Raw genomic sequence first — 25,731 nt, 5'->3', positions numbered from 1 at the left:
TTTAATTTTCTTTAATTTCTTCATTTACTTTATTAACGAAAAGCAGGTAGTTTTCTAAAGAAGGATTAGGAAAATAGGAGAGGATTTTGTTGGTGGTTAGAATGGGGGAAGTGAAGTTATCTTTATAATAATGCAAGCTGCTCCATAGCGGATTATTGCTGTTTTCAATTAAATTGGCTTCCAAGGGATTCCTGTGTATATATTTGCTTGCCTCTAAGAAATAGGTTAACGAATCAATCAGTTTTCCAGTATATCGGCTTTCAAAAACATGCCCTGACACTTGGTGCCGAAATTTATAATAGATAGCATAACGGGTGTGGAGAAGCTTGATAATCTTTGAGGGAGAGTGTGAGACTGTTTCCAATAGCAAATGTATGTGATTCGTCATAAGGCAATATGAATGGATTTTACAAGGGTATCTATCTATTACTTTTTCTAGTTGATTTAAGTAAACTTTCCTGTCCTGCTCATCATAAAACAAAGGATGCTTTCTAACGCCCCTGCTAATTATATGATAGGTTGCCCCAGGGAACCAGACTCTTGGTTTTCTCGCCATGTTTTCACCTCAAATGAGGGTCTGACCCCTACTTTAGTAGGGGTCAGACCCTATTTATTATTTTATATTCACTTTCAGATTATACGGTGTAAGAGTCGCATTTCCAAATGTGTCACGCACTTTAATGTGGTAGGTGCCTTTTTTGAGATTGAACGCCATTACTTCTGTATCTCCGGCTGCATAGTGGTCGGCTGCAGCCAGCAGTTTCCCGTTCCTGTATAAGGATATAACACCGTCAGCTTCCATGCCTGTGACAAACTCCAGTGTGCCTGAAGCATCTTTATCAAGCTTCAGCTCATACCAGTCCTCATCGCCATACGGTACACCTGCATTTAAGTAGCCGGCTGCTTCCCAGGCTTTGTCGCTTTTCTTTTTGAGAGGAAGCGGCTTGGAAGGGATGTTGCCTTTGACGACCGATCCTTTATCTTCATCGGCTTTATTTACGGGTGCCAATGTAAGCTTATAAGGATTTAAAGAAAGCGGGAGGACTCCCTCGAAATATGCAGAAGCAAGAATGATATAGCTTTTCCCCTTTTCGGCTTTAAAGGAGCCATACGTGGTCCCATTCATTGAACCTTTTTCAAGGTATTGTGATCTCGCATATTCCTCATCGTCCAGTTTTCTATCCTTGTTTACATCCTCAATTACAGCCATATATCCAAAGTAGCTGCCAAACAGCTGTTTAGGGTATTTTGCTTTTAGCGCTTCCGAAGCAGTTTTCATTTCCATGGTCATAGCATAGATATCCGTTTTCTTTGGTTCAAAATAAAAGATATCCTGATCATTAGGCATGGAAAAATTGGCTTCGAATGCAGCAGATGGGAGGTCCTTAATATTTTCCAATTCATTGTTATTCTCATATTTGTCACCAGTATTAGAGACTAATAGCTTTGAATTAAACTGGTAGGGGTCAAAAGAAACTGAACCCGCCATATAATCTGTTGCTGCTTTTAGATAATATGTTTCACCTTTTTCCATTCCGGTATAAAGCTTTCCTTCCAATTTCCCCGGGTACCAGCTGTAATCCATATTGGTGCCGATCCAGCTTAGATAAGAATGCTCCTTGCCTTCCTTATCTTTATCAGTCTTAATTTGATAGATCTCCACTAGGGGCAGATTTGATTTATCATCAAAATTGAATTCATAGATGCCGGTTTCCTCCGGTGTGATACTATACCAGTCTTCATCTTCCATTGATTGAAGATAACCTGTTACAGCCTGTCCAATTCCTGAAGGCAATGCTCCGTCTTTGATAGTTTGCACATAATCAAACTCTTCGTCAGGGCTGTATTCCTCAAAAATAACTTCTCTTTGGGATTCTAATGTCCCGCCCATATCTTCTCCATCAGGCGGAAGCATTGGAAGGCCATCTTCATCAGGAGGAAGTACTTTCCCCTCTACTTTTATATTATAGGGAGTCAATGAAAATTCCGGTTTTTGTTCTTCATCCATCATTTCTTCATTCATAATAAAATCATAGATGCCGAAATAATTGACCGCCTCATTGGAAGCTTTCACTTTATATTCCATGTCTGGCCTTGCAATAAAGGATAAAGTTTCTCCCTCACTTTTTCCTTTTTTATTTGAATAATAAACAGGTTCCCCTTCTTCCTGACTCTTTGCTATTTCCTTCTTTAAGGATTCCTGTTCTTCTTTAGACATACCCTCTAGATCAATCATGTCTTTTCCAATTTCATAAACGCCGATACTTGTATCAACACCAGGGATAGCTGAAAGGCTGATCCTCACAAGCTGTTCTTCTTCAACAGAAAAAGAGTAAAAATCATCATCCTTCTCTTGACCTGCTGCCATCAGTGTATAATTTTTCCCTTTTGAGTCATATGGCAGCTGAATATCAATTGGCATTTCACTTGAAGACTCATCTTTGGGCAATTCTTTAAGTTTTTTCACATTCAAATTATAATTTGATAATCTTTTTCCTGAATCATCATAGCTTCCGTTTACATCCTTTACACCAAAAGAAAGTGTGCCGGAATGCGGTATATCGATAAATTTGCCCTCCTTCTTTCCTTCCCTCACCTTATTAACGTCCAGTTTCAATTTTCCCTCGGGAGAATTCAAGTAGATCATAAGCTTATAATCGTATTGGGAGGCACCATCCAATTCAAACTGGATCTTGTCACCTATTCTCACGTCCATTTGAAGCCACTTCTCTTCAAATGGTTTTGTAAAAGTGCCAGTAAATGCTGTATTGCCATTCAGCTCCACCTTTTCGGCTTTTTCTAATATTTCTTTCTCACTCCAGGCTTTACTGGACAAATCAGGTATTTTCTTCATATCGTACTGCAGTGCCCGAACAGGGTTTATCAACCCATTCCCATATTTTACATCAAACCCTTTATCGCCCAGATCATCTGCTGTATGTTCCAACACATATTCAACCTGCGAAGGGGTTAGATCGGGATATTTGGATAAGAGCAGGGAAACTGTTCCTGCTACCATAGGGGAGGCCATTGATGTACCGCTCATTTTAGTGAAGGTGGACTTTTTCTCATAATCATATAAGGTGCTGTATACCTCGTCACCGGGTGCTACTACATCTACTGAAGGGCCAAAGGTAGAGAAGTCCGAGAGATTCTTTTTGCTGTTGACAGAGCCTACACTTATAACTCCCTCGTACGCCGCAGGATAGCTCAAAGTGTCATCTCCAGTGTTTCCAGCAGCAGCTACAACGGTTACATTCTTTTCTAAAGCTTTATTTACAGCTTCTTCAATAACGGGAGATTTCATTGGTCCCCCCAGGCTCATATTAATAACCTTGGCTCCCTTTTCAACTGCATGCAGAATACCCTGGGCAATGGCAAAATCACTCGCTCCCCAGCCCCGGTCAAATACATCAATGGGCAGTATTTTGGCATTTGGATTAATACCGTAGCCTCCAATGCCATTATCTTTGGCTCCTGCAATGATGCCGGAAACATGGGTGCCATGGTAGTCGGGGCTTCCCTGGTTCATTGGATTTACTGTATTATATCCCGGCAGGAGTTTCCCTTTTAATTCAGGGTGGTTCATGTCCGTTCCCTGATCTATTACAGCAACAGTCACCTGTTTATTTCCTGCCAGCTTCTGGGCTTCCGCTGCTTTCAACTGGCCCAGATGATATTGTTCATTTACCTTAGGATCTGTTATGGCAAGCGGCTTATATAAAGCGCTTGGATTAACGGATTCAACTTGCTTAAAGCTGCTGTACTTATTCATGGCTTTATTGAGGTTCTTTTTATCTTTCACTTTTACGACAGCATAATTCAGTCCTGGAATTATCTTTACAAGAGTTCCTCCTGCAGCCCGGTGTTCAGTAGCGGTTAGCGGTTTCGAGTATTTAATGAGGATCGTATCTTCACTCAAAGCTGCTTGTTTCGTTTGTTCAAGCTTTTTTTGCAGCAACGGCGATTCTGCCTTGTAAGCAGCGACCCCCGCCTTTAAATTTAAGTCTGCACCAGCGTAAGCACTATTTACTGATGCAAATGGGCCCGCTGCAAGTACTAAACCTGCTGCTAATGATATGGCCTGTTTTTTTATTTTTTTCATCGAACTCCCCCTTTTTTAAGCACTAATTTAATAGTAACCACAATCACCTATTTATAGCAAACATTTCCATATATTAATTTAATTGTTAATTCGACAAAAAAAAGAGGAGGGTCAGACCCCTACTTTAGTAGGGGTCTGACCCTCCTCTTTTTTTACCATTTACTCAGCTTATCATTAATGAATTTCATATACTTTTCATCTTCCTGCAGCTCGAATATTGTTAGTGCTCTCTTCATATAATTCATTGCCTCAGGTATTTTCCCCATGAGTTCGCAGTTATAGCCTATGTGATAGTGCAGCTCGCCCAAAAGGTACAGATTATCCTTCTGAATACAGTTTCGAATGGCTTCCTTACAATAATTAGTGGATTCCCGGTACTTTTTTACTCTAGTAAAAGTACGGGCAATATTGTAGTATAAACGGATAAATATAGTGTGATCATTCACATAGGGAAGCAGCTGTAAATGCTCTTTGGCTGAAATGCAGACATCCATCGTCTTTTCATATTCCTTCTCTTCAAAATGGATAGCCCCTATGCTGAGCAAAATCTCAATTTCCCGTTCCGACCATGCCTTCGAATTTGCCTTAGTCATATATATTGCTTCTTCCAGCAGGCATAGTGCACCTGCTTTGTCGTGATTAACTGCATGTTCAACAATTCCTTTATGCCAGACAAGAAGCTGCATATTGCGGTTATTGTGAGAAAACAGCGGGTTTTTTTCTTCAATATGAATGATTTGTTTCATAGTATCATAGTCAGAATTCCTGCGCGCAAACTTTAGCTGATTGGCCACTTCCTGTACATAATCAATTCTCGGTGTCATGCCGATATCAAAAAAATAATTAACATCAACACCAAGCTTCTGAGAAATTAAATACAAGGTGGATGCAAATGGGTAAACATCGCCTTTTTCTATTTTACTGATTTGCGCCTGTGTACAAATACCCTCAGCCAGGTCTTCTTGGGACATCTCCATGAGCTTGCGCAATTCCCTGATCTTTTTGCCCACTGCTGAAAAGTCCATATTCATCCCCCTAAATATTCCTAGAATTATAATATTTTTTAATTGTATCTGTTATATATATGTTTTTAGCCTATAAACACGCGACAATAGCGAGAAACAGGAAAACACCTCTTTTAAAATTATGTTTTAATTAGATTAATCTTACTTATACATCAAGATTATCGCAAATTATACAAAGGAGGAAGTCAAATGAAAAGAAAACTATTTGGTTATTTACTTGTCTGCGGTTTAGTAGTCTGCTTTGGTTTTGTAGGAACTGCCAACCCATCAAACGGCGGTCCCGTCCAGACGCAAGAACTTCCGACAATCTACTAATTTCTAGTCCTTTCCGCTTGACCCCATTTTTTAGCTCCTTTAAAAAGGAGCTTTTTTTTATTGAAGAAAAAAAGCAGGAAGATTGCCTTCCTGCTTAACGTAAACCTATTCAGCTATTTCGGTAATATCAAGTGTGTAAATGGAAGGAGAGATCCACTCGTTCGGATCATCCTTGTAAAGGAGGACAGTATACTCGAATCCGTAAAAATCAAAGCTGATAAGTTCTGTCCCCTTATACTCAAGGGGCTTTTCAAGAGTATAGTATTCTTTTTCTATGTGGTCTCCCATATCAAAATGGACAGATAAGGTTTCTTTAAAACCATCTTCCGTGTTCATCCAGGCAATCATTGGCCCTTCAAAAAGGGGCTCAGCGATTTCGCTCAACTCTCTTGCCATGGTGATTATATCAGATTGCAAAGCATCCCTTGCATGAATAGGATTGATCTTTGGCAAATAATAATTAGCGTCCCCAAGATAGCCTATCATATTGTATATGTCTATCTCATCTTTTTGAATTTCTGCCTTTGCGGCATCAACAATGTCTTTGGCTGTGACAAACAATGAAACCTTTTCCTTCAAAACTTCAGCAGGCTTTTTATATTTTGCCAGAATGGCTTCCCTCGTTGATTTGCCATAGACCCTGTATAACAGGATTGCCTGCTTCCTGACTTCTGCTGAAACCTCATGATATGCATCATCCATACGGATCATATAAATTTCTTCACGAATTAAATAGTCAAGCTCTTTAGTAAGCGTTTCAATCTTTTTTCCGCCCGTAAGAGCATCAATAAAAGCAATGCTTCGATCAATATGGACTTTTACATTGGCATCCAAGCGCGCGTAATAATTTGCTCTTTTATCTTTTGGAAGCTTGCTTACTTCTGCCAAAGCGTTCTTATACGCAGATTTTGTGTTATTAAACAAAATCATATCCGGCATTGCCAGCTGTTTGTTGCTTTCTACAGATATCTGCCATTTAAGGGACCTGACCAACTCTTCTGCACGGGCTACAGCTTTTTCAGCTGGAGTCAATGAGGTTTGCCCGAAGGCATCGCCAGGGGATATTAAGGTGAATAATAAGACAAAAGAGATAATAAGGAATTTAAAGCTCTTCATTCTTCCTCCTGTATGACGGTATTTTAAACATAATATACAAAAAACAGGAAGAATATAATACAGGAATATTATTCCTCACCTTTAATTATTCTTCTGGGAATATGCCTACAGTTATATATACAGCACTAATTTGTACATCCTTTCGGTTTTAAGGGGAATAATTCCCGGTAAAAGGGGCACACAAGAAACGGGGTAATAATACTTTTCTGTTATCATCTATATAAAGAGCCGGAGGTGATCTGCATGGAACTTGATATGAAGATTCAGCCTATGTTCCTGGATGATGAATGCGCTATCGTGTTTTCCTTTTACTTCAAGAAGGCGGCACAAAAGATCGGCGAGGCAATAATCTACACATGTACCTGCAATTATACTCCTCTAGAAAAACAACATTTTGATCTTGTCCACAATGAGCTGCAAAATGGAGAAAAGGTAGCTTTTGTTGAAAGTTTTACCGTTGTCGAGGAATTCCGATCCGCTACTTATGAGAAAATAAGAGAATTTCTAAGTGTAATTGGCATCCAAAACTTCTATAGCAATGTAGACAAAAGGATGCTCTCAGCTTTGTGACCCCCTATATTTTATATAAAGAAGGAGATAAATCAGTATAATGATTTATCTCCTTCCTATCCTTTTCATCTCAACTATCCCAGGACTGAAGTTTACCTCTAATAAACTCATCGTATTTATTATCTTTTTGGAGCTCAAATATAATTAAAGCCCTCTCCATATAGTCTCTCGCTTTCTTAAAATCTTCCTGCAGTTCAAAATTATAGCCTAGATGATAATGCAGTTCTCCTAGCAGAAAAAGATTATCGCAATCCAAACAGTAGTCGATTCCGGAATGGCAGCTTGAAACGGACTTGGACAGCACTCCCATCCTTGTCCACGTTCTTGCCATGTTATAATGCAGTCTGATTTTAATAGTTTCATCTTTTATTATAGGCAGCATGTTCAAGTATTCCTCTGCTTTTTCATATAACTCCATCGCTTCATTTAAATGATTTTCCTCAAAAAGAATGATCCCCTTGCTTATTGAAATCTCGATTTCTCTCTCGGACCAGTTTTTTCCTTGAGTAAGTTCAATGGCCTTATCAAACCATTCAAGTGACCCCTCCATATCTTTATGAAGGTAATATTCATAAATACCTTTATGCCAAAGCAGCAGCTGCAGATATACCGGATTTTGTGTAAATAAAGGATTATTTTCTTCAGCCTTCACAATCTGCTTAATATCACTATATTTAAATACACGCCTTGCCAATTTTAGCTGCCGGGAGACTTCCTCTACATAATCCAGCCGGGGGGTTGTGCCTATATGCAGAAAATAATTAACATCTACCCCCAGCTTCTCCGCAATAAAATATAAAGTAGACGCATATGGATAGACATCGCCATTCTCAAGTTTACTGATTTGTGCCTGGGTACAGATTCCATCAGCTAGTTCCTTTTGAGATAAACGCTGTGTTTTTCTAAGCTCTTTAATTTTTGCACCAATAGCTGAGAAGTCCAAAGTTTCCACCGTCCAACAAATATTCTTATAGTTATTTTATATTATAATTCTTGGATTTTAAGGAAGGAAATAATAAGTATATATATATTTTCCTCTTTTATGAGCAAAATCAAGAATTTCCTAAATGTGTTTTAATATACATATAGCCTTTCAGTCCTATACCGGATTGTTTAAGGCAATTGTATTCGTTAGCCCAGTGTACGCATATTTGTGTACGCAATACTAAATCTCCACTTTCTAATCACCCTATTTATAATAGGGTGATCTTTTTTTTGCAAAAAAAATGGGGTCTGACCCCTACTTTAGTAGGGGTCAGACCCTAATTTGACGTAAGGCCTTTGAGGAAATAACGCAAAGCCTCACTTTTGCCTAGCTGTTTAAGGGAGTTTCTAGTGATTTCTCCAGGATGGGCAGGTGTAATAAACATGGGCCCTTCATTTTTCTCTACATCCTTGGCACGGACGACAACTAGCTCTCTATTTACAAGCCCTTCTGTTATCTGGACTGCTCCTTCCATCTTCTTCCCTTTGACAACTTTTCGTTTCTCAAGAAGCCCGTTTTCCATTACTGCCCATACATAATGCTGGGATCCTTCTTTAAAAATGGCTGTCTCAGGAACTGTAATGGCGTTCTTTATTTCTTCAGTAATTATTGATACACTTACATGCTTTCCCATGAAGAGCCCTTCTGATTCATTCAATGCAGCAGCATACGGATACTCACTATTCTTTTCAACTGAGATCTTTTCTTCTGGCAAGCTTCCTGCCTGCACCAGCATCCCTTCTATATTGTCCATATCAGGAACACTCACAGACACCTTCATGCCTTCTTCTATTTTATGACGATCTGCTTCCTCTATAACGCCCGTTACATTGGGTGCTGAAGAGCTTATAACGACTGCAGGATCACCAAGCTCATAATTGATGTCCTGTACAATCCCATCATTTTTACTCAGCACTGTGACTTTGCTGTCACGGCTGCTGATGGACTGAATTTGCCTTTCATACATGGATGCCTCTTCCATAAGCAATTCCTGCTGAAGTTCTTTGTCATATATATCCTTTTCAATATTATGGATAATATCAGCAGATGTGTTTTCCTCATCCTCGCCACTGAATTGAACAGTAGCTTTATAGGCAATCAGCTCGCTTATGTGGTCTCCTATGCTTTCTGCCTGCTGTTCGGTTTTTTCCTTTTCCGCTTCAAGCTTTTCAACTTCTGCCCATACATCATCTGCTGTGTATTCAAATAGCGGAGTTCCAGCTGTTACTGTTTCCTGTTCTTTCACCAGGAAATCCCCAAAGGTGCCAAGTGATTTATCAAAGTAATAGGGAGTAGATTCAGCTGGTGAAACCACTCCAGGAACGTCTACTTTCTGTATGATATCCTTTTTCGATGACTGATTAGTTTTGCTTATGTAAGCCGCCCGGTCTGCCTTGCTCCCGTCCTTCAGCAATAAATACATATTAACTGAAATGGCCAGGACACAGAGCAGGGCAAGCAATCTTTTTGTACGCCTTCCCATACCATCAACACCCTTATATTAGCTTCTCTATCTGAAGTTGGAAAAATACTGCAGAAACTGTCCAATACAGCAGATTAATTAAAATGACAACGATTAAAATCAGTTTTGGGCTTTTTTCAGTAATTGATTTTAACGCTTTATATTGAAAGATGATCACTGCAATGCTAAATATGGTAACCATTGAGAATAACTTAGTAAGAAATCCGTTTTCAAATATATATTGGCTGATTATCCCCAAAGAAAATGGAGAAGATTTGCCGCCTGTGCCAAATACTGCAGTTATAGGCAGAAGCAGGACTTTTTCAGCAAGAAAGATGACTGAAACAAATGCCTGGACAACTAATAGTTTTTTATATTCCACATCCATGAATATCCAAAAAAGCACAGCCTGCAGGAACAATATCAGGCATGTATAAATGATCCCCCAGCATGTCTGACCAATTATCGCAAAAAGCTTCTTCATCTCAAATTCAGCACTGCCGATACTTGTTATTTCCCTATGTAAAAATTCCATGCCCATACCCAAATAGCCATAGGCCGCAAAGATCATGGCACCTGCTAAAATCAGCAAAATAAGCCGCTTTACAAGCCCCCTTATCTCCTCTGCCTTCCCCAGCTGATAAAAAGCTCCAGAAGGATTGAGGATTCCCCTAACCAGCTGCACATAATATATCATTACATTTCCTCCAAACATTAGTTACACTTTCATTCTAACCTATCAATTGTAATAATTTCCACTATCCTCTCGAATGTTGGGGAATATAGTCAAATTTTCATAGAAAAGAGGGGTCAGACCCCCCTTAGAAATTATCATATAGCTGTTTCCGTTTATCGTAGGTGATGAAGAGACCTGCTCCGAGATCCAGGACGTTCCCATTGATGGCATAGACCCTGTATTGCTGGCCGTTCTTCAAAATTCTTACTGTTTCTCCCGACCGGTTGAACAAGTTGGTATCCCCGGTTATTTTAATGGTTCCCTTATAAAAAGAAACATCCTGGCTTTTAGCCACATAATATCCTCCGCCTACATAATATCGGGCATTATCAAAGCTATAGACCCTGATATTTTCACCGACAGATAGTTTTCTATGGAAAGAGCCATCCGGCTTGTATAAAGTTACATTCGTATTCTTGATGTACAGCCTGCCAATATAAACATTCATTTTCGCACTGTTGGCAGCAACGGTATAACCGCCGCCTAAATTATAGTTATTGCCAATGGTCCCAAAAATGCGGTAAGAATAGTTCTTGGGCAAGGTTTTGTGAACAGTGCCGTTTGGCGCAACTAACGGACGATCAGCTTTAAGGTATAATGAGGCTATCGGCAATTCGTAAGTAATGGAAGTATCCACATTTGGTATGGATAGATTGATTGAACTCATGTCATTGAAAATGGATAGAATTTTCTCTCCATATCCTGTTCCCGGAACTGCCCATCTGCCATTCAAATCAGTCCAATTAGGTGCAATGCCTCTGGTAACGAGATCAAATCGCGGATCGATCTTCTCGGTCACAAGCGGTTCTTTATTGGCATAAGCCTTCAAATGCTGAATTTGAGCACGCACTCCTTCTTCTGGTGTCTGAAAAAAGGCGCCTCTTGCTCCTCCACCTACAGCTCCGATCCCGGCATAATTGTTCTGCTCTGGAACAACATCATTTCCATATTTAAAATAGCCTGTCTCATGCAGAGACTGAGCAAATGCAATATCTCCCCTGATACCTTCAGCACGTCCAATGGCCAAAAACAAATCAGCCAGCCTGTATATATCAATCTCCATTAACCTGGGCACTGGATTTTTTAAAAGTACATAATCCCCCATTTGCTTTGCGGTCAGCACGGAATTACCCGTGATGCTCACTTTGCTGCTTGCTTCTGCTGTATGTAACGGCAAAAATGCTCCAAAGACTATTACGACTGCTAAAATCCCTGCTGTTAATTTCCTCATTTTCCTCTCCCTTTATATTATATAAAAATATTACTAGTTTACTATATATTGTAAGGTTAGCTTTGTCACCATTTTCAAACATATTCCATAATTAACCACAAAAAAAAAGAACCGTCAGCTTTACCGGTTCTTTTTTTGTCAACATCAAATCTTTAATTCTTTTCTATAAAACAGGCACAGCCACGCGATTGACGTAGTCTTTTAAATCCCCGATGGATTTGCACAGTACATCTGGCTCCTCATCAAAAGAAGTTGACTGGACCGAATCAAACCACTGGGCCGCTGCTGTCGCCACCTGTGCATGCCTTCCCGCAGCAATATCAGCTCTGCTGTCTCCTACAAAAATGACATCATTCCGTTCCAACCCTAAAAACTCCAAAGCTTTTAAGATTCCCTCTCCATCAGGCTTAGGTTTCAAAACTTCGTCACCGGCTATTGAAATATCAAAATGGTCTTCAATTTTCAGGCATTTCAAAGTTATATCCAGTCCCCGCCTGCTTTTTCCAGTAATGATACCAAGCTTCATATTTCGTTCCTTTAAAAATTCCAATAAACCCTTAATTTCTTCTATTAATTGAAAACTCCTGTTATGGCCTTTTTCGTAGAAGGAAAAATAATCTTCAATCGCATTTTGTATCTCATTTGTACTTTGAAGATTTCTTTCTATAATTTCATCTTCTGTTGGGCCAAACATTCCTATTATCTCTTTTTCAGTTATGTCTCTATCGTCATACTGCCTAAATACATACTTAAAAGCTTCAAAACAGATAGGCAGAGTATCTGCCAGAGTTCCATCAAAATCAAATAGAACAGCCTTTTTTCCCATTTGTCTCACACCTTCCTTTTATTACCATTATAATGATATTGCCGCCTTGTTTACAAGGAAGGCACCATCAATAAAAAAACTGCCTTTCGGCAGCTTTTTTTATCATTGTCCCATCAATTGAGCAAGCTTTTTCTTGGATGGCGTTTCATACCCTATATAGCCTTCCATATTCGTTACGTAATAGCCGCCGCCCAGGCCGTATTGGCCAAAGTATTTGTTGTCATAGCGGTAAACCCTGTATTGCTCCCCTACCTTTAATACTCGCACGAATGTAAGTTTGTCATTCGCATCGCGTTTCCACAGATTAATCGGCTGCTTCACCACTACTCTTCCGATCTGCCCTTTCTTCATGAGCAGGCCATCCCAATAAATCTTAGGAGCAGGCTTACTATCAACCGGCTTGTCCTCATTAAGCGGGGCAGAAACGACGCGCCCTTCCACTTTGGCATTTACCGTACCGATTTTCTGAATATAGTTAATTAATGCTTCATCTAGAGCCTGATACTCATTAAGGATCGGGCTGTCATTAAATGAAGTATATTCATCTCCGCCTGCTGCCATAAAGTCATTCGTAGCCACTACATACTCTTTATTCATATCAACGGCTTTGCCGTCGATTTTCATTGAATGCACACGGCTGCCGACAGGCTGCGAAGGGTCAATAGCAAAAGTTAAACCTGAAACATGTGGAAAAGCACCTTTTACATCAGGGTAGGCACTTACGCCATTCTCAATGCCTGCTTTGATTTGCGAACCTTTTAATTTCTTCGTCACAATATAATTACCAAAAGGCAGTACGGTAATAACATCACCTTTTGTTATATTCCCTGCATCGATGGAAGCACGAATCCCGCCTCCATTCGTAATTGCCATATCGGCCCCTGTTACATCAACCATGGCATCAGTAATGAGGTTCCCCAGGTTAGTTTCTCCCCCCCGGACCTGTTCACGTTCTCCATCCAGCTTGACGGCGGTTTTTCCAATCACTTGTGAAAGAATTTCTTCTTGAGCTGATTGAATCTTTTTAATTACTTCTTCAACTGCAGGATCTGGCACAATATCAGCTGTTTCTTCTTTTTTGATAAGCTTCGCTGTTTTGCTGACAATTTTTTTGCCATCAAAAGTCAATTCGACAGTTCCAAGATTTTTTGTATACTCACCTGCACTTACGATTAGTGTATCGTTTTCGCCCTTGAGTCCTTCAACAAGTACAGAATGGCTGTGGCCATCTACAATAAGGTCAATGCCTGGTGCTTCCTTGGCTACCTTGATTGATGTATCGGTACTTGACTCATCAATGCCAAGATGGGTTACAGCAATGATTGCATCGACATTTTGAGCTTTCAGCTCCTTAACCATTTCCCTTGCTTCAGCAGCAGGATCTGTAAATGTCAATCCCTCGACATTTTTAGGATGTGTTTTATAGTGAGTTTCAGGAGTAGATAGCCCGAAGATCCCCAGTTTGATTCCATCAACTTCCTTTATTTCATAAGGCTTAAGCAAGCGCGTTCCATCCTGCTTTTTGACATTGGCGCTTAAAACCGGGAACACTACTTTCTTTTCAAGTTCCAGCAGCCTTTGGTAGCCATAGTTAAAATCATGGTTACCTGCCGCCATTCCATCATAGCCAACTTTATTCATAATTTCCGCGATGCTGTCGCCTTTATTCAAGGTAGCAAAATTCGTTCCATGAAAAGTATCTCCCGCATCCAAAAGAAGTGTATTGGGATTTTCACTTTCAAACTTCTTTACCAGAGTAGAAATCTTTGCAAATCCCATGCCGTCATTGTCACTCTCAACCGCACGTCCGTGTGAATCATTTGTGTGCAAAATCGTGATTTTCTTTGTCCCTGCAGCAGACTCTTCTGCATTCGCTGACACCGCCGGACCAATGCCTGAACCAATGACAAAGGCTGCAGTCAGGACAGCAAATCCTTTTTTAAGAATGTTCATTTCCTACCTCCTAAAATTCTAAATATTTTTTATTATTCCAAAAGTAATTATACATAAAAAATGTAAAGCTGTGTTACATGTTTTGTAAATATGGGGTCAGACCCCTACTAAAGTAGGGGTCTGACCCCACCTTTCGACACGCTTAAAAATGCTGTCGTATTTACACTTTAATTATTTTAAATTTTCCGTAAACTTTATGTTAAGATATTGTAAACTTGAACATCAAGAGGGTGAAAGTCCGTTGAGTAAGTACTTTGCAAAATACAGATCTCTTATAATGGCTGCCTTTGTTATTGGATTTGTAACCGTTTTTTGGCTTATTAAGTCATTTTATTTTATCCATGAACTTGAACTGAATCCGCATAAGAAGTTTAATTTGCTTGCTGCTTCAGGAGTTGGTCTTATGTTAGGAAGCTTCCTATCCCTGAAGAGCAACCAAATAAAGTACCCTTTCTTCATACTGACCTATTTCCTATTGTCCCTTCTTTTGTATTCAGATGTTGTATATGAACGATACTACGATGCTATACTCCATATAGAGTTGCTGGGTCAGGCTGGCCAGCTTGGGGAAGTGATTGAATCTATCATTTCCTTGTTATATTGGAGTGATATATGGTATTGGGCCGATTTTCCCTTGCTTTTACTCCTGATTACTCTTCATCAAAGATATTCAGGCGCCCGGCTTAATACATTACTGGGTGCTGCCGTTGGGGTGGGAGGTATTGCCATACTGCTATTCTCCGCCTATTACCCATTAAAAGACACCTTCTCTGATCAGTATAAAACTTCATTGACTGGCGTGCTGCCCGCCCATATTTATGATATTTCCCAGACTTTTTTAAGTAAGGCCTTTGCAGAAGAAATAACGGAGAAAGAACTTACAAGGCTTGAGGAAATTAAGGACTATTTTAAAACAAGGCAAGACCAGCAAAAGGATTCACCTTATTTTAGCCAATTTAAAGGAAGAAATCTTATCATTATTCAAGCTGAGTCCCTCAATGATTTCCCAATCGGTTTGTCCGTTTATGGACAAGAAGTAACCCCTAATCTTAACAATCTGGTTGAAAGCAGCCACTATTATAATAATATTTATCTGCAAATCGGCAGAGGCAATACTTCCGATGCAGAATTTGTTGCCAACAATTCGTTATATCCAATGTCTGATCTGGGAATATATAAAACCTATCCAAATAACACTTACCGGTCATTGGGGAAAATCCTGCAAGAGGAAGGCTACTCAACAAGTGCCTCCCATGGAAATTCCAAGGAATTTTGGAATCGGGGGATGGCATATGCCAAACAAGGATATCAGGATTTTTATCATCGTAATCATTTTAAAATGAAAGAAGACGAAATTATCGAGCTAGGGATTTCCGATGAGAGCATATTCAAGCAGATGATTCCCATCTATAAGGAAAGCAAAAAGCCGTTTTATAGCTTCATCGTCAGTCTGACGAATCATCGACCTTTTAAACTCCCTTCCAAATACGAATATATGAACTTGCCTGGATCAATCGAAGGAACCAATACAGGCAATTATCTGCAGGCCGTACATTATTTTGATAAGTCCCTTGGAGTCTTCATTGAGGAATTGAAGAAAGAAGATATATGGGATGACACTATTTTTGCCGTTTATGGTGACCATTATGGTCCAATTCCAAAAGACCGTCCGGAATTAAAGAAAATTTTGGATATTGATTTTGACACAAAAGAGCAGTTCAATATTCCGCTCATCATTCACCATCCCGGGCAGACTGAAGGAGTACAGAACGAGTCAGTCGGAAGCCAGATAGATATTTATCCTACACTGAGCAGCTTGATTGGATTAGACCAACAGCTTGCACAAATGGGGAGAAGCCTTGATGCTCCCGTACCTGGATTTGCAGGCTTTTATTATGAAACTACTCCTTACACCTTCTATAGTGACAGTTTAGATTACCTGGCTTCCCATGATGGCAGATTTGAATCGGGCAAGTGCATTGATGCTGAAACAGGCGAACCAGTGGAACTAGCTGCCTGCAGGACGAACTATGATAGATTGAAACAGGAAGTGGATATTTCAAAGTTTCTATTGGAAAACGATTTAATAGGGGAAATTAAATAGGGTCAGACCCCTACTAAAGTAGGGGTCTGACCCTATTATTTTAATCACTGTCCGTTCAATGCTTTCAGCTTCGCTTTCGATGGAGTCTGATATTTGACGTAACCTTTCATATTGGTTACATAATGATCAGCTCCTAATCCGTACTGGCCGCCGTATTTATTATCATAACGATAAACACGGTATTGTTCGCCCGGCTTTAGAATACGGACAAATACAAGTTTGTCTCCTTCACGCTTCCACAGGTTGATCGGTTTTTCAATCGTTACTTTACCAATCTGGCCTTTTTTCATTAATAAGCCGTCCCAGAATACTTTGGATGCAGGATTAGGTGTTTCTGGTTTGGTTTCTGGCTTTTCATCCTTCATTGCAGGGATAGTAAGTTCATATTCAGCAAAGCCAGTATCCAGCGTGCTTAAATATTTGATACTACCATCTTTTGATAGATATTTCTGGGCATTCGGCGATGATTGGAATGATACTTTTACACCGTTTGCTCCTTTAATAGGTGCAAAGCTCCAGTTCTTGTCTGCAGTTGGATTTATCGTTTTTGTCTGGGCGATATAATCAATGATAGCCTGACGATTTTCATCAGGTGCTGCAAGTACGATTTCTTTGCTTGGCAGTTTTACGCCGCTGGCACGGTAATTATTCGTTGCCACAATAAATTCCATATTTGAAGTTACTGGCTTCCCATTAAACTTTAGGTTTTTGATTCTATTGGCATTAGCATTTGCAACATTCTGCGAAGAATCATATTTTGCCGGTTCAGTAACATCAATCTCATAAGTTACACCATCAATGATATCAAAATTGTAAGTTGGGAAATCCCCGTTGACTAGTTCTTGTGCTTCTGTCTTTTTAGGATCAATTTGTTTGAACTGGCCGGCTGACCACTCAAGCCACTCTTTCAAATCTGAGCCATTAACCTTAACAGCATGTACCGTATTAGGATACAGGTATAAATCAGAAACGTTTTTGACTGCAATTTCTCCTGGAGCTATATCAGTGTAATAGCTGGAGCCGTTCCGGCCGCCTGCTTTAAAAGGAGCGCCCGCAGATAATATAGGGAGGTCCTTGTATTTTGTATCTTTCAAAGCATTCTCTACATACCATTTTTGAGCATTGGTTACAATTTGCACAGAAGGATCATCTTGAACCAGAGCAAAGTAGCTGTTAATGGCCGCAGTAGTTTCCCCAACAGGTCCCCTCACATATTCAAGTGTCCCTTGGTGCTCAGCCTTAATTGCGTCTTCTACAGCTTTGCTGCTTTCAACTAAAGGCTTCTTATCTTTGTCTGCAATGGCGCGGAGTGTAGCAGCTGAATCCGTTACATCCCACTTTCCATCTTTCTTTTCTACAGTCAGGTCAATAACACCCAGGTTATCTCCCCATGAACCTGGCATTGTTACCGGCACGCCATTTATGGTGCCTTTTGCATTATCGAAGCCATTCCCATCCGCAAAATCAGCTTTCACACCTGCAGCTGCCGGGAATTTCTTATGCTGGTGACCAGTTAAAACAGCATCGATGCCTTCAACTTTAGTTAGATAATATGAAGCGTTTTCCTCGTTGCCTTCGTTAGCTGCAGTATCAATACCAGAATGCGATAACACAACAATGATATCAGCACCATCAGCCTTCATCTTTGGTACAAAAGTCTCTGCAGATTTTACAATGTCTTTAACAATGACCTTTCCCTCAAGGTTTGCTTTATCCCAAGTCATAATCTGCGGAGGTACAAAGCCAATGACACCTACTTTGATTGTATGAGTTTCCCCATCTTCATCAGTGACCTGTTTATCCATGATTTTATATGGAGTAAAATAGTTTTTATCGTTATCAGGGTTATTATCTTTATCATCATGGTAAACATTGGCGTTTACCAAATCAAATTCAGCATCATCATAAGATTCATCAAGCAAATCCAGTCCATAGTTAAACTCATGGTTTCCTACAGTGGCAGCATCATATTTCAATAGATTCAATGCCTTAATTGCAGGGTGCACTTCCCCCTCTTTTGTCGGCTTGATGCGTCCGGCATAATCGCCTAGGGGGCTTCCTTGAATAAGATCGCCGTTATCAAATAGTAAAGTATTCTTCTCTTCTTTACGTGCAGCTTCTATTAGAGTTGCAGTTTTAGAAAGGCCAAATTCATTAGTTTGTGCATCCTTGTAATAATCATAGTTTACAATATTCGTATGAATATCAGTTGTCTCCAAAATCCTCAGCTTTACAACATCATTATTCACTACATCTGCATAAGTAATAGCCGGTGCCGCCTGTGGAATAATCAACCCTAACGCCAGTGCAACCCCAGCCACTTTCTTCTTACTTGAATTTTTCACGCTAACTTCCCCCTAGTGATAATATTGCAACTATTTCATAATATCATAACATTTAAAATTGAAATATATATTTTTTGTAAAGGGTCAGACCCCTACTATAGACCTACATCCCAAACATTTGACTCAAGAAATTGCTATTATTATAAGCCGGTTTTTAATATAATGTGTTTATTGCTATATTTTGCAAGAGAAGGAGCTAAATCATGAATAATCGGAAGAAGAAAAAGGGCCGTACCTGGCTGAAGGTAACAGGAATTGTTTTTGGGCTGTTAATTATCGCGGGCGGTGCTTATGCTTATTCTATATATCATTCATTAACTAAAGCAGTGGATACAATGCACCAGCCAATAGAGAGAGAAAAGTCAGACAAGAGGGAGCAGGTTGTAACACTCGAAAAGAAGGAACCGTTTTCGGTGCTTATGCTTGGTGTGGATGAGCGTGATAATGATAAAGGCCGTTCAGATACCATGATTGTATTGACTGTAAACCCGGAAACAAAGTCTGCAAAAATGCTAAGCATCCCAAGGGACACCCGTACAGAAATTGTAGGACATGGAACGGTAGATAAAATTAATCATGCCTATGCCTTCGGCGGAATAGAAATGTCCATGAATACTGTTGAGAACTTCCTGGATATCCCAATTGATTATTATATGCAAATCAATATGGAAGGCTTTAAGGATATTGTTGATGCGGTGGGCGGAGTCACTGTTGAAAATGATCTGGATTTCACATCTGGAGAGGTACATTTCCCTGAAGGAAGCATCACTCTAAACGGAGAAAAAGCTCTTAAATTTTCACGGATGCGGTATGATGATCCACGGGGAGATTTTGGCCGGCAGCTAAGGCAGCGTCAGGTTATACAAGCGGTTATTAAAGAAGGGGCAAGTATCTCGTCTCTATCAAATTTTGATGAAATATTCTCTGCTTTGGGCAAGAATATCAAAACCAATTTAACATTTAGTGAAATGGTTGATATTCAAAAAGGCTATAAAGATGCCAGTAAAAATATTCAGCAAATGACTATTGAGGGACAGGGACAGAAAATTGATTCTATTTGGTACTTGATTGTCTCTGATGAAGAACAGGCACGTGTTCAGGAAGAATTGAGAGCACACCTGAATATAAATTAAAGGAGCCAATTAAGGCTCCTTTTTTATTCCGACAGCCGCTGGATCGTCTTCGCCAAAAGCAGCGTCCTTTCCGCAAGCGTCGGAATTTCTACATATTCATTTTCGCTGTGGGCATTGCCGCCGACAGGCCCGAGCCCATCCACTGTCGCAACGCCATTGGCAGAGGTGAAGCTGGCGTCAGATCCGCCGCCTGTCGCCGTATCGGAAACCTCAAGCCCAATTTCCTTGCCGACCTCCTGAATGACATGAAGAAGCGATTCATTCTGCTCATTCTTCTCCATCGGCGGGCGGCTGATTCTGCCCTTCACCTCCACCCTCGTGCCAGGAACATCGGTGTGGGAGCAGATTTCCTCAATTTTTTCCTGAAGGAATCTCGCCTGCTCCATATCGGTGATGCGGATGTCCACATGGGCGACAGCGCTTGGCGATACTGTATTGACGGCCGAACCGCCTTCGATCAGCCCGACATTGACGCTGATGCCTTTTTCATGATCGTTGAGCTCATGAAGCTGGATGATCTTGTGGGCCAGCTCCTCGATCGCGCTGCGCCCTTTTTCCGGCTCAATCCCCGAATGGGCAGCGCGCCCTTTGACGATCACCTTGTAGCGGCCGCCTCCCCTCCGTGAGGAAACGAGCGACCCGTCCTTCCTGGCAGGCTCCATGATCAGGGCATACTCCTTGCCCGCCGCCTGCCCGATGATCAGCTTCTTGGAAGCCGGCGAGCCGATTTCTTCATCTGTGTTCAGTACAATCAGGACATTTTCATATCCCTTTGTCCCGCTCGCTATCAATGCCTTCAAAGCATATAAAAGCTCAGCCTGGCTGGACTTCATATCCGCCACACCCGGTCCCAGCGCCCTGTTCCCCTCGATCCGGAACGGCCTTTTGGCTGCTGTCCCGTCAGGAAATACCGTATCCATATGGGCAACAAGGATGATCTTCGGATCAATGGCATTTTTGTGCCTGATGATCAGATTGTTGCCATACTTCTCCTGTTCGTCGACCTGGACCAGGAACCCGAGCCTTTCGTACTCTTCCTTCAGGATAGAGCCTACTCTATCTACCCCCTCTTTATTGTGGGAACCGCTGTCGATATTGACGAGCCTTTCGATCAGCTCCAGCATTTCCCCTTGCCTGCTTCGTATAAAAACCTCCACTTTTTACCCCTCCATAAAAATGAGCCGCAATTAAGCACTTTTGTTATGTATCGATTATACCTTACTATTTTGTTTATGTTTCACAATTGGAGAATGTTAACAAGATAAATTTGTCCGGTGATATTTTTCCTTTCTGGCGAATATCTTTTTATAACTTGTCTAAAAGGAGGCGGGCGAGATGAAAAAAAGAAGCAAATTCCCCATTAAGCTTATCGTGATTCTCATTGCCTGTGCGGCCCTCTTTTTCCTTATCCGGCTCGTCCTGCCTTCCGCAGAAAAGCGGGCCATCAGCACGGTGGATGAGTTTTATACATACGAGCAAAAAGGCGATTTTTCGGCTTCCTGGGAGCTTTTCCATCCCGACATGAAAAAGAAGTTTGACAAAGGCCCCTATATCCAGGACCGGGCCCACGTCTTTTTGAACCATTTCGGGGTCAATACCTTTTCCTATGAGCTTGGCAAGGCGGAGAAGCTTGAGAACTGGAGGATGGCAGATGGCGGGGAAACCTTTCCTAAGGTTTATAAAGTCACGGTTACCCAGATATACAAAGGGAAGTACGGAAATTTCAATTTAGTGCAGGATGTGTTTGCGGCCGAGATGGAGGATGGCTGGCGGATCCTTTGGGATTATAAGCAGAAATAAGAATTCTCCTGCAAAACCTTTCTTATTTAAGGATGGTTTTCTTCATTTTCTGATTAATTGGCATTTATTTCATTTTTTCTTATTTCCCATGATTTTTATACGAATTTTTTATAAAAAATATCATTTTTAAGATAAAAAAGTACTAAAAACGAAATTTTCCCTGATTCGCACACAATTTATTTCCCAACTATGCTGAACTTACCCGGGAATACCTGGCAGGCGCGCCGCCCGATAGGAAAGTCCGCATGGAAAACTTTGAACTGCTTGCAGAACAATACCAGCCGATGATCCGGAAGATCATCCGCACACTATCCATCTATAAAAATGAAGATGAATTCCTGCAGATTGGCCTGATTGCCCTTTGGGAAGCACATAAAAACTTCCGGCCGGAAAAAGGCGAGTTCACTAATTTTGCCTACACCACTATCAAAGGCAAGTTCCTGACAGAAATGACCCGAACCAATAGAGAGGCAGAACATAAGGTTTATGCGAAGGAAGAATTCTGGGAAAATATCGAGGGTGCTGATTCTAGAGTGCCGTTTGAGAAAAAACTGATCCTCTCATACTGCGGGGAGCTGACAGACAATCAGACAAAATGGGTGCTGTATACGGTGCTGGAGGACTTGACGGTCCCGGAAATTGCCGAAAGGGAAAGGGTTTCTTTATCTGCAGTCAAGGCATGGCGGAAAGGCGCTAAAGAGAGACTGAAAGGAAGCCGGGAAATATTTAGTTGAACTGTAACCTTTCTGTAACCATTTTTAACCAGACTATAACTATTTCATAGACAGGGAACTGTATAGTAGAGCTATACCAAGGTTTATCATCGTTTTACCCCATTTTTAAAGCCCGGCCTGCTGACTGGCATCAGCACGTCCGGCTCATTTTTTTTATGGTGACCGGCACCATAAACAAAAAAACAGCCGCAAAATAACGCGGCTGTTCACCTATCTCGCATCCCGAACCTGCATCGCCTTTTCCGGATAATCTGTCATGATGGTGTCCACCCCGAGGTCAAGCAGCTCACGCATCTGCTCTTCTTTATTGATCGTAAACACACGGACCGGAAACTGGTTGCGTTCCGCCTCCCTGCTTGCCTCCGCATAGGCAACCGGCGCATAGACGTGCAGTGCTGATGCACCGATTCCAGCAGCATACTTCCACGGCTCATACAGCACCTCCATGAACAGGATGGCCGTCTCAATTTCATGATCCAGCTGATGAACTCTCTTGAGGCTGTAATGATTAAAGGATGAAATAATCGCATTGGATTTATAATCATATTTCTCAAGCGTCTCAAGCACCTTTTCCTCAATGCCCTCATAAGGAACCACATCGCTCTTGATTTCCACGTTCAGCTTTATACCCGTTCCCTGGAGCAGCTCGAGCACCTCACCAAGCACTGGAATCCTCACTCCGGCAAAATCTTCCCTGAACCAAGAACCTGCATCCAGCTTCTTGAGCTCTTCAAGTGTCATATCCCTGACATGACCCTTGCCATCTGTCGTCCTGTCGACCTTCTCATCATGGATGACAATCAGCTCGCCGTCCCTGGAAAGATGGACATCCAGTTCAATGCCTTCGACTCCAAGCCTCACAGCTTCTTTAAAGGCAGGCATGGTATTTTCCGGATGTGTGCCCTTGCTGCCGCGGTGGGCGTAGATTTTAGTATGTTCCATACTGTGCACCTCGTTTCACTCAAATTAAAAGGGGCAGCCCCTTTATTATTTATAGCATACGAGCCATAAACATAGAGCGCTGCCCCTGCCGTTTTATTTCTTTGTTTTATTTGCGATTTCGATTGCCCTGTCTGTTCCTTCTGCCGCCTGATCAAGCGCTTCCTGAGGGGCTGTGCCCTGATACAGATTTTCAAGCGCTGTTACTACCTGCTGGCGTGATTCCGGGAATACAGAAATCAGTGCGCCCTGTGTCGCTACAGATGGTTTTGTCTGCTGCAGCTGGTCTACTGTTACCTTGAACTGCGGATATTTTTCCCATTCCTGCTTAACGATATCTTCCTCATATGCTGCCGGGTTGATGGCAAAATAGCCTGTTCCGATATGCCATTTCGCCTGTGCTTCAGGTGAAGCCAGGTATTTCATGAATTCCCAGCCGGCTTCCTGCTGCTTTTCAGCAATGCCTTTAGACATCCATAGTGACGCTCCGCCAATCGCAACACCCTGTCTTTCGACTTCATCCGGATATGGGATGAAAGCTACCCCTACATCGAATGGGGAATTGTTGATGGCTGCAGAGACGCCTGCAGAGGAATCCATATACATGGCCACTTTTCCTGTCTGGAATGCTGCGCGGATATCATCCCAGTTGGTGCCGTAGTTGCCGAATGTGCCGGCCTTATTCATTTCATCAAGGAAGTTGAAAACTCTCAAGCCTTCCTCTCCATTGAACACAGACTTTGTTGCGTCGCCTGCGCGGCCATTCTCTTCATTCACATAAAGGCCGCCCTGTGTCGCAACCAGCTGTTCAAAGAACCAGCCGTAAGTAAGCATAGAGAACCCGTAGCGCTCTCCTTTTTTGGTCAGCTTTTCCGCCGCTGCCTTCACTTCATTAAAGGTTTCTGGCGCTTTTTCAGGATCAAGGCCAGCTTCTTTAAAAGCATCTTTGTTGTAAATCATAACCGGTGTAGAAGAGTTGAACGGCATGGAATACAGCTTATCGTCCACCGTGTAATAATTGAGGATGTTTTCCTCGAGCTGTGAGACATCATAATTATCTTTATCAATGAATGTCTGCATCGGCTCAATAAAGCCGCTGTCGATCATATACTTCGTCCCTACTTCAAAAACCTGAGTAATCGCTGGTGCATCTTTAGTGCCGCCTACACTGCGGAGCTTTGTCAGAAGTTCCTCATAAGAACCCTGGAATTCAGCTTTTACTGAATATTTATCCTGTGAACTGTTAAAGTCCGCGACAATGCTGTCCAGAGTTTCCTGACCTGCACCTGACATGGCATGCCAGAAGGTGATTTCAGTCTTGCCGTCCTCAGTCTCTCCTCCGGAACCGCTGCTGCTGCTGCTCCCTTCTCCAGAAGAGCTTTCATTGTTCGAGCACGCCGACATAAGCAGCAAACTGAAAATTGCTGTAAACATAAAGAACCACTTTAACCCTTTTTTCATTCCTGCACCCCTCTTTTTCATATTGTATATATGGCTGCCGGATAAGCCTGCAAATGCATGCCTCCGGCAGTAAAACCCTATTTGATTGCTCCCTGAGTCAATCCTTTTTGAAGCTGCTTCTGCCCCAGGAACAAAAGCAAAAGTGTCGGGATAATGACAACAATGACACCCGCCATCACGACTCCCCATTCTGTTGCCACTTCCTGCGATTGCAGCTGCTTGAGCCCGATCTGGACAGTCCTTACCTGGTCGTTGGTCGTCACAAGGAGCGGCCATAGATACATATTCCATGTTGTCAGAAATCCATAGGCCCCGAGAGTGACAAGGCTGGTTTTGGAAACCGGCAGGATGACCCGCCAGAAGAAGGCAAATCTGCTGAGTCCTGCAACCTGGGAAGCTTCATGGAGCTCCTTCGGGATGGTTTTAAAATGCTGACGCAGCAGGAAAGTGCCAAATGCCAGTGCAAAGAACGGCATTGTCATCCCCTGATAAGTATTGATCCAATCCAGCCTCTGGATCGTAAAGAAGTTCGGGATCATGGTCGCTTCCCAAGGAATCATCATGGTTGAAATGAACAGGAAAAAGATAAAATCCCTTCCTTTGAAAGGAATGAACACAAACGCATATGCCGCCATGCTGCAGACCACCAATTGGCCGAGCATGACACTGAATGACACGACAAAACTATTGATTAGATATTTCATGAGCGGAAGCCGCTCGAATACTTTTACATAATTGTCAAAATGAAAGGCCTTAGGGAAAAATTTGCCCTGCATGATTTCTCCGCCAGTCATGAAAGAGATCATGAATGCGTAAAGGACTGGGAAAAACAGCAGAAAAGCAGCCAGAACAAGCAGGATATACAATAATATTTTTCTCGGCATACTCATG

21 protein-coding genes are annotated in these 25,731 nt (G+C 41.6%); 6 read left to right on the top strand and 15 right to left on the bottom strand.

Translation table 11 applies throughout. The features are described 5' to 3' along the window. Position 1: 1 nt before the first annotated feature. The 3 genes from ABU165_RS07145 to ABU165_RS07135 all read right to left on the bottom strand — a co-directional run bounded on the left by ABU165_RS07145 (position 2) and on the right by ABU165_RS07135 (position 5,130). Positions 2–556, bottom strand: a complete 555-nt coding sequence (locus tag ABU165_RS07145) for a transposase (protein WP_318059917.1) — start codon at positions 554–556, stop codon at positions 2–4. Between the two features lie 57 nt (positions 557–613). Then, on the bottom strand, positions 614–4,105 hold the full coding sequence (locus ABU165_RS07140) for a S8 family peptidase (RefSeq protein ID WP_318059915.1): 3,492 nt from the start codon (positions 4,103–4,105) through the stop codon (positions 614–616). A gap of 152 nt (positions 4,106–4,257) precedes the next feature. Then, positions 4,258–5,130 (bottom strand): helix-turn-helix transcriptional regulator, encoded by an 873-nt coding sequence (locus tag ABU165_RS07135; protein ID WP_101549280.1) that lies wholly within the window; start codon positions 5,128–5,130, stop codon positions 4,258–4,260. Between the two features lie 189 nt (positions 5,131–5,319). On the opposite strand from ABU165_RS07135, the gene ABU165_RS07130 reads away from it, so the two are divergent. Further along, on the top strand, positions 5,320–5,445 hold the full coding sequence (locus ABU165_RS07130) for a hypothetical protein (protein WP_257964205.1): 126 nt from the start codon (positions 5,320–5,322) through the stop codon (positions 5,443–5,445). A gap of 105 nt (positions 5,446–5,550) precedes the next feature. Here the strand turns inward: ABU165_RS07130 and ABU165_RS07125 are convergent, their stop codons facing one another. Next, positions 5,551–6,561 carry a hypothetical protein gene (locus ABU165_RS07125; RefSeq protein ID WP_318059914.1) on the bottom strand — a complete coding sequence of 337 codons (1,011 nt, stop codon included), beginning with the start codon at positions 6,559–6,561 and terminating at the stop codon, positions 5,551–5,553. A 243-nt stretch (positions 6,562–6,804) separates the two neighbouring features. Here ABU165_RS07125 and ABU165_RS07120 point away from each other — a divergent pair, with 243 nt between their 5' ends. Next, complete coding sequence (locus ABU165_RS07120) at positions 6,805–7,131, top strand: hypothetical protein (protein ID WP_101549276.1); 327 nt, start codon at positions 6,805–6,807, stop codon at positions 7,129–7,131. 70 nt (positions 7,132–7,201) lie between these two features. Here the strand turns inward: ABU165_RS07120 and ABU165_RS07115 are convergent, their stop codons facing one another. The 6 genes from ABU165_RS07115 to ABU165_RS07090 all read right to left on the bottom strand — a co-directional run bounded on the left by ABU165_RS07115 (position 7,202) and on the right by ABU165_RS07090 (position 14,324). Continuing rightward, a complete protein-coding gene (locus tag ABU165_RS07115) occupies positions 7,202–8,083 on the bottom strand; it encodes a helix-turn-helix domain-containing protein (protein WP_318059913.1) in 882 nt (293 codons plus the stop codon). Between the two features lie 310 nt (positions 8,084–8,393). Next, positions 8,394–9,599, bottom strand: a complete 1,206-nt coding sequence (locus ABU165_RS07110; RefSeq protein ID WP_318059912.1) for an efflux RND transporter periplasmic adaptor subunit — start codon at positions 9,597–9,599, stop codon at positions 8,394–8,396. Positions 9,600–9,612: 13 nt separating this feature from the next. Continuing rightward, positions 9,613–10,275, bottom strand: a complete 663-nt coding sequence (locus tag ABU165_RS07105) for a hypothetical protein (RefSeq protein ID WP_318059911.1) — start codon at positions 10,273–10,275, stop codon at positions 9,613–9,615. Between the two features lie 124 nt (positions 10,276–10,399). Continuing rightward, positions 10,400–11,545 carry a glucosaminidase domain-containing protein gene (locus ABU165_RS07100; protein ID WP_318059910.1) on the bottom strand — a complete coding sequence of 382 codons (1,146 nt, stop codon included), beginning with the start codon at positions 11,543–11,545 and terminating at the stop codon, positions 10,400–10,402. Between the two features lie 163 nt (positions 11,546–11,708). After that, a complete protein-coding gene (locus tag ABU165_RS07095; protein ID WP_318059909.1) occupies positions 11,709–12,371 on the bottom strand; it encodes an HAD family hydrolase in 663 nt (220 codons plus the stop codon). A gap of 102 nt (positions 12,372–12,473) precedes the next feature. Then, complete coding sequence (locus tag ABU165_RS07090; RefSeq protein ID WP_318059908.1) at positions 12,474–14,324, bottom strand: bifunctional metallophosphatase/5'-nucleotidase; 1,851 nt, start codon at positions 14,322–14,324, stop codon at positions 12,474–12,476. A 403-nt stretch (positions 14,325–14,727) separates the two neighbouring features. Between ABU165_RS07090 and ABU165_RS07085 the strand changes: the two genes are divergently transcribed. Then, positions 14,728–16,428, top strand: coding sequence for an LTA synthase family protein (locus tag ABU165_RS07085; RefSeq protein WP_318059907.1), 1,701 nt, complete (start codon positions 14,728–14,730; stop codon positions 16,426–16,428). A gap of 44 nt (positions 16,429–16,472) precedes the next feature. On the opposite strand, the gene ABU165_RS07080 is transcribed toward ABU165_RS07085, so the two are convergent. Then, positions 16,473–18,773: a bifunctional 2',3'-cyclic-nucleotide 2'-phosphodiesterase/3'-nucleotidase gene (locus ABU165_RS07080; RefSeq protein WP_318059906.1), complete on the bottom strand. Its 2,301-nt coding sequence runs from the start codon at positions 18,771–18,773 to the stop codon at positions 16,473–16,475. Positions 18,774–18,976: 203 nt separating this feature from the next. Here ABU165_RS07080 and tagU point away from each other — a divergent pair, with 203 nt between their 5' ends. Beyond that, the gene (tagU, locus tag ABU165_RS07075) at positions 18,977–19,906 is read left to right on the top strand and encodes a polyisoprenyl-teichoic acid--peptidoglycan teichoic acid transferase TagU (protein WP_318059905.1); all 930 of its coding nucleotides are present in this window, start codon (positions 18,977–18,979) and stop codon (positions 19,904–19,906) included. A gap of 23 nt (positions 19,907–19,929) precedes the next feature. Here tagU and ABU165_RS07070 read toward each other — a convergent pair whose 3' ends face one another. Further along, the gene (locus tag ABU165_RS07070) at positions 19,930–21,063 is read right to left on the bottom strand and encodes a M20 family metallopeptidase (protein ID WP_224949532.1); all 1,134 of its coding nucleotides are present in this window, start codon (positions 21,061–21,063) and stop codon (positions 19,930–19,932) included. A 178-nt stretch (positions 21,064–21,241) separates the two neighbouring features. On the opposite strand from ABU165_RS07070, the gene ABU165_RS07065 reads away from it, so the two are divergent. Continuing rightward, positions 21,242–21,706 carry a hypothetical protein gene (locus ABU165_RS07065; RefSeq protein WP_318059904.1) on the top strand — a complete coding sequence of 155 codons (465 nt, stop codon included), beginning with the start codon at positions 21,242–21,244 and terminating at the stop codon, positions 21,704–21,706. Positions 21,707–21,951: 245 nt separating this feature from the next. Next, on the top strand, positions 21,952–22,440 hold the full coding sequence (locus ABU165_RS07060; protein ID WP_318059903.1) for a sigma-70 family RNA polymerase sigma factor: 489 nt from the start codon (positions 21,952–21,954) through the stop codon (positions 22,438–22,440). A gap of 210 nt (positions 22,441–22,650) precedes the next feature. Here the strand turns inward: ABU165_RS07060 and ABU165_RS07055 are convergent, their stop codons facing one another. The 3 genes from ABU165_RS07055 to ABU165_RS07045 all read right to left on the bottom strand — a co-directional run bounded on the left by ABU165_RS07055 (position 22,651) and on the right by ABU165_RS07045 (position 25,730). Continuing rightward, a complete protein-coding gene (locus ABU165_RS07055; protein ID WP_318059902.1) occupies positions 22,651–23,382 on the bottom strand; it encodes a glycerophosphodiester phosphodiesterase in 732 nt (243 codons plus the stop codon). A gap of 93 nt (positions 23,383–23,475) precedes the next feature. Beyond that, a complete protein-coding gene (locus ABU165_RS07050) occupies positions 23,476–24,840 on the bottom strand; it encodes an ABC transporter substrate-binding protein (RefSeq protein ID WP_318059901.1) in 1,365 nt (454 codons plus the stop codon). A gap of 77 nt (positions 24,841–24,917) precedes the next feature. Beyond that, on the bottom strand, positions 24,918–25,730 hold the full coding sequence (locus ABU165_RS07045) for a carbohydrate ABC transporter permease (RefSeq protein WP_318059995.1): 813 nt from the start codon (positions 25,728–25,730) through the stop codon (positions 24,918–24,920). Position 25,731: the final 1 nt, after the last annotated feature.

The organism is Cytobacillus sp. T106 (assembly GCF_040492155.1).
In the GTDB taxonomy this organism is placed as follows: Bacteria; Bacillota; Bacilli; order Bacillales; family Cytobacillaceae; genus Bacillus_AB; species Bacillus_AB infantis.
Note: the sequence above shows the minus strand (reverse complement) of the source record. Positions and strands in the feature narration are given on the sequence as shown.